The organism is Streptomyces sp. NPDC007189 (assembly GCF_040703635.1).
Taxonomy (GTDB): Bacteria; Actinomycetota; Actinomycetes; order Streptomycetales; family Streptomycetaceae; genus Streptomyces.
Window position 1 is genome coordinate 206,292 of sequence record NZ_JBEYEY010000014.1, and the last position, 11,410, is coordinate 217,701.

Annotated in this window: 7 protein-coding genes; 4 read left to right on the forward strand and 3 right to left on the reverse strand. The window is 74.1% G+C overall.

Annotation, left to right across the window (positions count from 1 at the left end; translation table 11 throughout):
- Nucleotides 1–48 precede the first annotated feature (48 nt).
- Together AB0950_RS27290 and AB0950_RS27295 are read right to left on the reverse strand one after the other, a co-directional pair.
- A complete protein-coding gene (locus tag AB0950_RS27290) occupies nucleotides 49–1,488 on the reverse strand; it encodes an MFS transporter (protein ID WP_366779608.1) in 1,440 nt (479 codons plus the stop codon).
- 79 nt (nucleotides 1,489–1,567) lie between these two features.
- The gene (locus AB0950_RS27295; RefSeq protein ID WP_366779609.1) at nucleotides 1,568–3,955 is read right to left on the reverse strand and encodes a SpoIIE family protein phosphatase; all 2,388 of its coding nucleotides are present in this window, start codon (nucleotides 3,953–3,955) and stop codon (nucleotides 1,568–1,570) included.
- Nucleotides 3,956–4,264: 309 nt separating this feature from the next.
- Here AB0950_RS27295 and AB0950_RS27300 point away from each other — a divergent pair, with 309 nt between their 5' ends.
- Complete coding sequence (locus AB0950_RS27300) at nucleotides 4,265–7,363, forward strand: glycoside hydrolase family 2 TIM barrel-domain containing protein (protein ID WP_366779610.1); 3,099 nt, start codon at nucleotides 4,265–4,267, stop codon at nucleotides 7,361–7,363.
- 36 nt (nucleotides 7,364–7,399) lie between these two features.
- On the opposite strand, the gene AB0950_RS27305 is transcribed toward AB0950_RS27300, so the two are convergent.
- Complete coding sequence (locus AB0950_RS27305) at nucleotides 7,400–7,909, reverse strand: methylated-DNA--[protein]-cysteine S-methyltransferase (RefSeq protein ID WP_360148731.1); 510 nt, start codon at nucleotides 7,907–7,909, stop codon at nucleotides 7,400–7,402.
- Nucleotides 7,910–8,084: 175 nt separating this feature from the next.
- Here AB0950_RS27305 and AB0950_RS27310 point away from each other — a divergent pair, with 175 nt between their 5' ends.
- From AB0950_RS27310 to AB0950_RS27320, 3 genes are all read left to right on the forward strand, one after another.
- Entirely contained in the window at nucleotides 8,085–8,324 is a 240-nt protein-coding gene (locus AB0950_RS27310) for a hypothetical protein (RefSeq protein WP_330336371.1), read from the forward strand.
- 3 nt (nucleotides 8,325–8,327) lie between these two features.
- The gene (locus AB0950_RS27315; protein ID WP_360148727.1) at nucleotides 8,328–8,705 is read left to right on the forward strand and encodes a toxin Doc; all 378 of its coding nucleotides are present in this window, start codon (nucleotides 8,328–8,330) and stop codon (nucleotides 8,703–8,705) included.
- Nucleotides 8,706–9,243: 538 nt separating this feature from the next.
- Nucleotides 9,244–11,013 carry an RICIN domain-containing protein gene (locus AB0950_RS27320; RefSeq protein WP_366779611.1) on the forward strand — a complete coding sequence of 590 codons (1,770 nt, stop codon included), beginning with the start codon at nucleotides 9,244–9,246 and terminating at the stop codon, nucleotides 11,011–11,013.
- Nucleotides 11,014–11,410 lie beyond the last annotated feature (397 nt).

The window sequence follows — 11,410 nt, forward strand, 5'->3', positions numbered from 1 at the left end:
TCCGGCGCGGGACCGGCACGACCACCGCCGCACAGGGCAGGGCGGGGCTCACCTCTTCCCCGGTCCGGCACGCAGGGCCCCGGCACCGCCGACGGTGGCGGGCGGGCGGTCGTGTGCCGCCGGGTGGCGGTGGACGACCGCCACCACGGCGCAGGTCACCAGGACGAGCACGCCGCCGGTGCGCAGGACGGTGTCGTAGGCCGCCTCGGGGCCGACGCGGGGCGTGAGCGCGCTGATCGCGGCGGCCGCCGCGGCCAGCGCCACCCCGCCGAGGGTCACCAGCACGGTGAGGACGACGCCCGACGCCTCTCCGGCCCGGGCGGGCGACACCACCTGCTGCGTGGCGACACTGGCGAATGTATAGCCGAGCCCGAGACCGAGGGCGCACCAGGTGAAGACGGGCAGGTACCACCACCACGCCCAGACCAGGCTCAGCCCGATCATGCCGGTGCCCGCGGCGACTCCCGCGAGGATCATGACGGTGGTGGGCCGCAGCCGCGCCGACAGCCAGGCGCCGAGCGGGCCGCTGCAGGCGACCGTGAGCGCCGGTGCGAGGAAGACGACGCCCGCGCTCAGCGCGGACAGGCCGCGCACCTGCTGGAGTTGCAGGGTGGCGAGCAGGACGGTGACGGCGTAGGCCATGTTGCACACCGCGCCCTGGGCCGTGACCAGGTCGAAGCGCGGATTGCGGAACAGGCGCAGGTCGACCAGCGGATGCGGGCTCGTCCGCTCCCGCCGCACGAAGAGCACACCGGCCAGGACGGCGACGGCGAGCACCCCGAGGGTGCGGGGCCGGTACCAGCCCCAGCCGCCGCCGCGCTCGACGGCCAGCGTCAGCGCGGCGAGGCCGGTCACGACCGCCAGGCAGCCCGGCAGGTCGATCCGGCGCGGGGCGGTCTCGTCGCGGGAGTCGGGGACGTGCCGCAGGGCGAGCGCCAGGGAGAGCCCGCTCAAGGGCGCCAGCAGCCAGAAGATCCACCGCCAGCCGGGCCCGTCGGTGAAGCCGCCGCCGACGAACGGCCCGAGCGCCGTGCCCACGTTGGCGATGCCGAACGCCGCACCGAGCGCCCTGGACCGGGTGCTCCCGGAGAAGGCGTCGGTGACGACGGACACCGCCACGGGGAAGACCAGCGCCGCGCCGACGCCCTGCAGCACCCGGGCCGCGACGAGGACGCCGAGCGTGGGGGCGAGCGCGCAGCCCACCGACGCGAGCGCGAACAGGGCGAGACCGGCCAGCAGGACGGGCCGGCGGCCGAAGAGGTCTCCCAGGCGTCCGCCGACGATGAAGAAGCAGCCGAGGGCGAGCATGTAGGCGGACAGGGTCCACTGGGCGGCGGACACCGTCACACCGAGGTCCTGGGTGATGCCGGGGATCGCCAGGTTGAGCGCGAAGAAGTCGACCTGGATGCAGAACAGCGCGATCGAGACCGCCGTGAAGGCCCCGGCCCGTCGTCGCCGGGACGCGTCACGGCCGGCCCGGTGTCCCATGGCACCAGCACACGCCCGCCGCGGCCGTAGCGCCAGCGGAGACCCGGCGCGTGGAGCCGCTCCGCCGTGCCGCTCCCCCCTACTGGTCCGCCTCGAACAGCGGCAGTTCCGCCCAGATCGTCTTGCCCTCGGTGGTGTGCCGGCTGCCCCAGCGCTGGGTGAGCTGGGCGACCAGGAGCAGCCCGCGGCCGCCCTCGTCGAAGACCTTGGCGCGGCGCAGATGCGGGGCGGTGTGGCTGGTGTCGGACACCTCGCAGATCAGCGTGGTCGCGTCGTGGATCAGCCGCAGCCGGATGGGGTGCGAGCCGTACCGGATGGCGTTGGTGACCAGTTCGCTGACGACCAGCTCCGCCGTGAACGCGGCCTCGCTCAGCCCCCAGGCGTCCAGCTGCTGCACGACCTGCTTGCGGATCGGCGCGACCAGCGCCGGGTCGGCCGGGATGTCCCAGGTCGCCACCTGCGCGGCGGGCACGCCCTGGGTGCGGGCGAGCAGCAGTGCCACGTCGTCCACGGAGCCGCCCGGCGGCAGCAGGGTGGCCAGGACGCGGTCGCAGGTCTGGTCCAGGGAGTCCGCGGCGGTGCCTAGCGCGTCGTACAGCATCTCCCGGCCGGTCTCCGGGTCCCGGTCCCGGGCCCACACCAGCCCGTCCGTGTACAGCGCGAGGACGGTGCCCTCGGGCAGATCCAGCTCGGTGGACTCGAAGGGCAGTCCGCCCAGGCCCAGCGGTGGACCGGCGGGCATGTCGAGCGCCTGGGGCGCGCAGCCCGGCCGCAGCACCACGGGCGGCGGATGCCCGGCGCGGGCCACGGTGCAGCGCCGTGACACCGGGTCGTAGACGGCGTACAGGCAGGTCGCGCCGACCTCGCCGGGGCCCGCGTCCACGCCGGACTCCTCCGAGAGGCGGACCACCAGGTCGTCCAGGTGCGTGAGCAGTTCGTCCGGGGCGAGGTCGATGTCGGCGAGGGTGCGCACGGCCGTCCGCAGCCGGCCCATGGTGGCCGAGGCCTCGACGCCGTGCCCCACGACGTCCCCGACGACCATCGCGACCCGCATCCCGGACAGCGGGATCACGTCGAACCAGTCGCCGCCCACCCCGGCCCGTGCGGCCGGAAGATAGCGGGAGGAGGCCTCCAGCGCGACCGTGCGGGGGAGCGTGCGGGGCAGCAGGCTGCGCTGGAGGGCGAGCGCGGTCTCCCGTTCCCGGGAGTAGCGGCGGGCGTTGTCGATGCACACGGCGGCCCGGGTGGTGATCTCCTCGGCGAGCAGCCGGTCGTCCGCGGTGAAGGAGTCCGGACGGCGGTGGCGGGTGAGCACCGCGACCCCGAGGGTGAGCCCGCGGGCCAGGATGGGGACCGACATCGAGGAGTGGATGCCGAACCGGCGCACCTGCTCGGCCCGCGCGTCGTTCCAGGTGAGCCAGGGCTGCATGTCGCCCGCGGCCGCCGAGGCGAGGATCGAGTGGCCGGCGGTCAGCGCGTCGGCCTGGGGCGAGCCGGCCGGGTACTCCTCGGTCTGCCCGGGCTTCACCACCGCCTCCGGCACCCCGTCCAGGACCGACTGGTGGGCCGCCCGGCGCAGGGTGACCGGCGCCGTGAGGCGGGCCGGGGGCTCGCCGCCGTGGTCCTGCGGGTCCAGCAGGTCGATGGTGACGAAGTCGGCGAGCACGGGCACGCACACCTGAGCCAGCTCCTGTGCCGTACGGGTCACGTCCAGCGTGCTGCCGACGCGCACGCTCGCCTCGTTCACCAGCTGCAGCCGCTGTTTGGCACGGAGGTTGTCGGTGACGTCGTGCGCGGCCACGGCCACCCCGCGCACCCGCCCCTGGGCGTCCCGGACCGGGGTCATCCGGGCGAGCCAGGCGTGCGTGCGGTCCTCGCCGGCGGTGTGCGCGTGCATGCGGGTCTGGACGTCCAGCGGGCTGCCGGTGGCCAGCACCTGGAGCATGCCCTGCTCCACTTCGTCGCTCTGCGGCTCGCCGCCGATCTCCGCGAGCCGCAGCCCGCGCAGGCGCTCCTCGGGCAGGCCGACGACCTCGGCCATCGCGTCGTTCATCCGGCGCAGCCGCAGCTCGGCGTCGTACACGGCGACCGCGCACGGCGACTGGATCAGGCCCGCCTCGGCGAGCGGGTCGTGGTCGGCGGGCGGCCGTGCGCCGGTGAGCGGGGTGACCACGAGCCAACTGCCGCCGTGTCCGTCGGACGCCGACCGGCGGTGGGCGAGCAGCCAGACCGGGACCGTACGGCCGTCACGGTGGCGCAGTCCGACCGTGCCCTGCCAGCGCGGGCCGGTGGGCGGGGCCGGGGCGTCCTCCCCGGCCAGGAGCCGGGCGGCGGGGCGGCCCAGCACGGTCTGAGCCGGGTGGCCGAGCAGGCGTGTGGCGCCCTCGTTCCACTCGACCAGCGTTCCGTCCTCGTCGATGACAGCCCGGGCCGTCGCCGCGTCGTCGAACGGATAGACCCGGCTCATCGTCGCCGCTCCCAAGCGCACACTCACAGTGAACAGGTGGCACCTCTCGTGTTCCAGCCTAGTGCTTCGGGGACTGCTGTGAACCTCGTCCCGCGCCCGCCCGCCCGGCCTCGGGTGCTCCTGGGCACCTCGGCCGGCGTGCGCTTGGCCGGTCGGTCGAACACGGTCAAGGGGGAAATCCGGACGATGTGCCCGCCGGGGCGGTCGCAGGGTTCCGGACCCTTGACGATCGCGTGTGGCAGCCCGTCAGAATCTGTTTGGTCACGATCAGTTCTGAGTACTTCTGGGCCCTGATGAGAGAGAGCCGCCATGACGGTCACGCGCCGATCGGTACTCGTCGCCGCCACCGCGACCCCCGCGGCCGGAGCGCTGCTGAACATCACCGCCGCCCCGGCCGCCGACGCCGCCGAGGCGTCCGCGGACTCCGGCGGCCGCCATACCGTGCCCCTGCGCGACGGCTGGCGGTTCGCGCTGGTGAACCCGGGCGGCATCACCGACCCGACCGGCGCCTACGCGCAGGCCGCCGACCCCGGGTACGACGACTCGGCCTGGCGCGAGGTGGCCGTCCCGCACGACTGGTCGATCGAGCAGACCCCCACCACCGACCACGGCACCACCGGCGGCACCGGCTTCCTTCCGGGCGGCCTCGGCTGGTACCGGCTCGCCTTCACCCTGCCGAAGGCGTACGCGGGCAAGCGCGTCTCGGTGGAGTTCGACGGCGTCTACATGGACTCCTACGTCTACTGCAACGGCACGCAGGCCGGCCGCCACCCCTACGGCTACACCGGGTTCTCCCTCGACCTCACCGGCCTGGTGCACACCGACGGCACGACCCCCAACGTGCTCGCGGTGAAGGTCCAGAACCAGCTGCCGAGCAGCCGCTGGTACTCCGGCAGCGGCATCTACCGCGAGGCGCGGCTCGTGATCACCGAACCCGTGCACGTCGCGCGCTGGGGCACCTGCGTCACCACGCCGGAGGTCTCCGCCGACCGTGCGCTGGTCCGGGTGGCGACGACGGTGCTGAACGAGTCCGGCACGGGCGCCGACGTGCAGATCCTCTCCCGGATCACCGGCCCCGACGGCCGCACGGTCGCCCGTACGGCCACCACGGCCGCCGTCTCCGACCGGGCCACCGAGATCCACGAACTCACCGTCCCGGAGCCCCGGCTGTGGGACGTCACCACCCCCGGGCACCGCTACACCCTGCACACCGAGCTGCGCGTCGCGGGCCGCACCACCGACACCGTCCGCACGCCCTTCGGCATCCGCACCTACCGCTTCGACCCCGACGAGGGCTTCTCCCTCAACGGCGCGTACACCAAGATCAAGGGCGTCGACCTGCACCACGACCAGGGCGCGCTCGGCGCCGCGATCAGCATCGACGCGGTCCGCAGACAGATGACCATCATGAAGTCGATGGGCGTCAACGCCCTGCGCACCTCGCACAACCCGCCCTCGCCGCAGATGATCCAGGTCTGCGAGGAGCTGGGCATCGTGATGATGGTGGAGGCCTTCGACTGCTGGCGCACCGGCAAGACCACCTACGACTACGGCCGGTTCTTCGACGAGTGGTGCGAGAAGGACGCCACCGAGATGGTGCTGGCCGCCCGCAACTCGCCCGCCGTGGTGCTGTGGTCCATCGGCAACGAGATCCCCGACTCCACCTCCACCGCCGGGCTCGCCATGGCCGACCGGATCATCGGCGCGATCAAGGCGGCCGACGACACCCGCCCGCTCGTCATCGGCTCCGACAAGTACCGCGGCGTGCCCAAGAAGGGATCGGCGGCCGACCTGATGCTCGCCAAGCTGGACGGCCTCGGCCTGAACTACAACACCGCCAAGTCGGTGGACGCGCTGCACGCGGCCTATCCGCACCTGTTCCTGTTCGAGTCGGAGTCCTCCTCGGAGACCTCCACCCGCGGCACCTACCAGGAGCCGGAGCACCTCAACACCGGTGAGAACCACACCCCCGGCAAGCGCGCGACCTCCTCGTACGACAACAACCTCGCCTCCTGGACCATGAGCGGCGAGTACGGCCACAAGAAGGACCGGGACCGCAAGTGGTTCGCCGGGCAGTTCCTGTGGTCCGGCATCGACTACATCGGCGAGCCCACGCCGTACAACGTCTTCCCGGTGAAGGCGTCCTTCTTCGGCGCGGTGGACACGGCCGGCTTCCCGAAGGACATGTACCACCTGTTCGCGAGCCAGTGGACGGCCGAACCCATGGTCCATCTGCTGCCGATGAGCTGGAACCACGAGGAGGGCGACACCGTCGAGGTGTGGGCGTACGCCAACGTGCCCACCGTCGAGCTGTTCCTCAACGGAAAGTCCCTGGGCGTACGGGAGTTCGACGTCAAGCGGACCACCGACGGCCGCTCCTACCTGGAGACCACCGAGGCCACCGGCGACGACAAGACCTTCACCGACGGCCCCTACCCGGGCAGCTACACCAGCCCCAACGGCAGCGCCGGCAAGCTGCACCTCACCTGGAAAGTGCCCTACCAGCCGGGCGAGCTGAAGGCGGTGGCCCGGCGGGACGGGAAGACGGTCGCCACCGACGTCCTGCGCACAGCGGGCGCCGCGCACGCCGTACGTCTCATCGCGGACCGCAAGTCCCTGCCCGCGGACGGCCGTTCGCTCGTCTTCGTCACCGCCGAGATCGTCGACGCGCACGGCACCGTGGTGCCCGACGCCGAGCACCTCATCGCCTTCGACGTCACCGGCGGCTCTCTCGCCGGGGTCGACAACGGCCGGGAGGAGAGCGCCGAGCGCTACCAGGCGAGCACCCGCACCGCCTTCCACGGCAAGGCCCTCGCCATCGTGCGCGCGGGGAACAAGCCGGGCCGGCTGACCGTCACCGCGCGGGTGGACGGCCTGCGCACCGGCACGGCGAGTGTGCCCACCACCCCGGTGGGCGACGCCGCCCGCACCCCGGCGGCCGCCTTCCAGCCCGACCATCCGGCGCCCGTCGACCACCCGCACGCGGACGCCAGTTACTCCGGACGCCCGGACACCCTGCCCGCCGCCATGCTCGACGGCGACCCGGCCACCGGCTGGTCCAACGCCTTCGCCAAGTCCGCCACCGCGCTGCTGCCCGCGTTCAACGGGGCGCGCGCCGAGGACTGGGTGTCCGTCGACTTCGGACGCCCCCGCACCTTCGACCGGGTCGCGGCGTCCTTCACCGTGGACACCACCCACGCCCTGCCCGCGAAGGCCGAGGTCGCGGTGTGGGACGGCCGCGCCTACGTGCCGGTCAGGGGCGCGAAGGTCGAGTGGGCCACGGCCTCGGACAGCCCGACCGTGATCACCTTCGACCCGGTCCGCGGCTCCCGGCTCCGGCTGACCCTCACCAGCGCCTACCCGGGCGAGGTGAAGGGAGCCGTGCGCATCAGCAGGCTGGACGTGTGACGCACGGCCTCGCTCACCCAGGGGCTACGGCCTCGCTCACATCAGGGCCGGCTGCAGCGCGCCCTCGTGCGTGAGCAGCCACCGCTTGCGCTCGACTCCGCCCGCGTACCCGCGCATCGTGCCGTCCGCGCCGATCACCCGGTGGCAGGGGCGGACGAGCAGCAGGGGGTTGGCGCCGAGCACCCGGCCCACGGCGCGCAGCTCGGCGCGCGGCACGCCGAGCCGGGCGGCCAGCTCGCCGTACGTGGCCGTCGTGCCGTAGGGGATGTCCTCGACGGCCCGCCACACCGCCCGCTGGAACGGGGTGCCGGTGGCGGCGAGCGGCAGTGTGAACCGGGTCCCGCGGCCCGCGAAGTAGGCGTCCAGCTGCCGGTGCGCCTCGGCGAACGGCGCGTCGTCGCGGTCCTGGGGGCGTACGGCGGGCGCGCCCCGCTGCCCCGGCATGCCGAGCGAGGTGAGCGTCAGGCCGTCCGGCGAGACCGCGCCGGTCAGCAGCAGGTCGCCCAGCGGGCTGGGATGGACGGTGTGGACGGTGCTGGTGTTCATGGGTGGCTCCTTCTGTCTCGTCGCCGGTCCATGCCGTACTGCCGAGTCTGCCGCGTCGCGCGCCCGGCGACCGGCGGGATCCGGACCTGGCTCTCGCGGCCCGCAGGTACCGGCGAAAAGTGGCTTTGACCTGGAGGTATTTACGGCTGAGTACCCGCGCGGTACCGTGAGGGACATGCCAGCTCTCAACGTGGAGTTCAGCGACCGGGAACTCGAGGACCTGCGGCAGATCGCCAAGGAGCGGGGTACGTCGATGAAGGCCCTCGTGCGCGAGGCCGCGGCCGCGGACATAGCCCGGCACCGGGCCCTGCAGGAGGGCGCCGCGGCCTTCCGCCAGTTCTTCGCCGCCCACGCCGAGGAGTTCGCCGCGGCCTTCCCCGACGACGAGCCCCCCGCGAAGGACGAGGCCGCCTGACGCATGCCCTCCGTCATCCACATCGACGTCCCCTGGCTGCTCCAGCGCCACGAGGAGGTCCTGCCCGACCAGCCCGCCGTCGACGACTTCTCCGCGCTGGTCGCCGCCGTCGCACGGCACCGCGTGGATCCGCCCCGGCTCGGCGTGGACTCCGACCCCGCCTGGCGGGCCGCCGCCCTGCTGCACACCCTCGCCGTGCTCAAGCCGCTGCCCGCCGCCAACGCCCGCTTCGCCTGCGCGACCGCCGTGGCCTACATGTTCGTCAGCGGCGTCGGCATCGACCCGCCCTACGGCGCCCTGGTCGACCTCACCCGCGATCTGATCTCCGGCAAGACCGACGTGTACGGCGCCGCCGACCGGCTGCGCTCCTGGCAGATCTGAGCCGGCCCGCGCGGAACCCGTCCCGCCCCGGCCGGCGGGGGAAGCCGCCGGGGCCGCCGGCCGGAGCAGGGAGGGGCGGGCCGCCGGCCGAGGGCGGGAGGAACGGGGCCGGCGGCCGTGTTCGCGCGGAGAGCCTGCCCCGGCTCTCGTTCCTCGCTCGAGCCGGGGACCTCCACCGCGCGGGGCCTTTTTCGAGGAGGCCAGGCCCAGTCCACTACCGGGCCGCACACCCCGGAAGCGTGCGCGGGCCCGCCGCCGTGTGCGCGCGCTTCACACGGGGCGCATGAAAATGCCGAAAGCCCCTGCACAGCGGCGCGCGGCGGCCCCGCTTTCTGACTTTCCTTCAAAACGGCCGATGTCGGCGGCCGCCTTGTTGCTCGTGTGGAAGTTGTGCAAGGGTTGAAACGACCGTGCGGGGGTAAAGTCCGGGATTCTTCCGGCAGTTGCGGAACGTCACCGGCACAAGCGCCGACCCATTCCCTCCCCGCGCGTCGCCAAGCCACGCATCGACGCACGTCGCACCAAAGGAATCCGCTCAGTGCCCACCCCCCACCCCCCTCGTCCGCCCTATCCGCCGCCCGGCGGGGAACCCGAGGAGTCCGACGAGTCGCTCGCCGGTCCGCTGCGGGCCGGTTCCGACGCGGAGGCCTCCCGGTCCACCGCCCTGCTGATGGCCCGGCACTGGCAGCCGGCCCACGACTACGCGGTCGTCTGCCTCGCCCTGACCGGGCCGCTCGCCCACATGGTCACCGCCACCGCCTTCCACCAGGTCCTCGGCCGGCTCGCGCTCGGCGAAGGCGCCGACGCGCTGCGGCCCCGGCTGCTCGTCGCGGTCCGGGACACGGTCGTCAACTGGTCCGGCACCGACCGGATCACCGCCGTACTGCCCGGACTGGGGAAACCCGCCGGGGGCCGCGGCATGCGCGCGGCGAAGACCCTGATACCGGAAAACCGTGTGCTCTCCGACCACTCGTTCCACGCCCTTCCCCGGCTGGAACAGGCGCTGCTGTGGCACATCGAGGTCGAGGCCGAGCCGATCACCGTTCCCGCCGCACTGCTCGGCCTGGACGTCGAGAGCGCGGCGGCCGCCCTGGAACAGGCGCGGGAGAAATTCCGGGAGGGCCTGGTACGCGCCCACCGGGAACTCGCGCCGGGCAAGGAATGCCGCTACTTCAACCGCCTGCTCGACGTCCCGATCCGCCGCGGCGGCGCCCTGCTGCCCGACGTCCAGGAGCATCTGTCCGGCTGCGCCTACTGCCGGCACGCCGCCGAGCAACTCGGCCACGCCGACGCCGCGCCCGGTGTGCTGCTCGCCGAGGCCGTCCTCGGCTGGGGCGCCCGCCGCTACCTCGACTCACGCCCCGGCCGCCGGCCCGGCGCCGCCCGCAGCCGCGGCGGTTCCCGGCGGTCCGGCGGACGCCGGCGCGGCGGCGACAAGCCGGGCCTGCTCGCCCGCGCCGCCCTGCCCGTCACCCGGCGGCGCGGCGAGCGCCGGCTCCCGCTGTCCCGCGCCCGGCGGCACGGCGGCGACCCCGGACCGCCCGGCACCGGCTGGTCGTCGAGGACGCTGCTGACCGGAGCCGGCTGGTCGTCCAGGACGCTGCTCACCGGCGTCGGGGTGGCCTCGGCCGGACTGCTGGCCACCGTCCTCGCGATCAGCGTGTGGCCGGACGGCGGCGACGGCACCGATCCGGTCGCCTCCACCAGCGCCGCCCCCGGCACCGCGGCTGGCCAGTCCCCGCCCGCGACCGCCACCGCGCCCGGCACCGCGGCACTGCCCGCCGCCGGGCGCCCCACCCGGCTGCGCAACGCCGGCGCAGACCTGTGCCTGGACATCAAGGGCACCCCGAAGGCCGGGGCGGAGGCGGTCCTCGCCGTCTGCTCGTCCGCGTCCACCCAGCAGTGGACGTACGAGCCCGACGGTCGCCTGCGCAGCGCGGCGGACTCGGAGCTGTGCCTGGACTCGCACGCCGATGCCGGAGTGGTCATCCTCGGCACCTGCGCCGACACCGGCTCCCCGAGGGCCGACGACGTGCGCTACGACCCCACCGCGCAGGGCGCGTTGCTGCCCCGCTGGGACAACACCCTCGCGCTGGCCACGTCCGCCGACACCGCGGGCGCCGACCTCGTCGTCAAGGTACGCGACGGCTCCCCCGACCAGCGCTGGCTACCCGACGCACCGTCAGCGACACCGGGCTCCCTGTCGATCGCCGGCACCCAAGCGCCCCGCAAGAACGCGAGGCTGTACCAGAGGTGCGGCTACGGGGGCGCGGGCGCGACCGGCGACGAGGGCCCGGAAAACGCCTGACGCCCGGCTGCGGCACCGCGTGCAGCGCCCACCCCACCCGGTGATCGTGCGCGCCGCGCAGCACTTCGCGGAGCGCTCGGCGGGGCATCTCACGGGGCACCCGGCGTCACTTGTGGGGTTACTGGGAGGCAGCCGGGAGCACTCGGGGCGGCGGCACCTCGCGGAGTGCTCGGGGGGCATCCCTACGCGGCACCCGGTGTCACCCGTGGAGCTACCGGCGGGCGGCATCGGGGAGCCCCCGGGGCGGCGGCACTCGGCGGAGCGCTCGATGGCGTCGCGTGGAGCGCCCGGCGACATCCATGGGGCCGACCCGGCGGCGCCTGGGCAGCAGCCGGGCCGGCATCCGGCGAACTGCTCGGTGGCGTCGCGTGGAGCGCCTGGCGGCATCTGCCCGAGC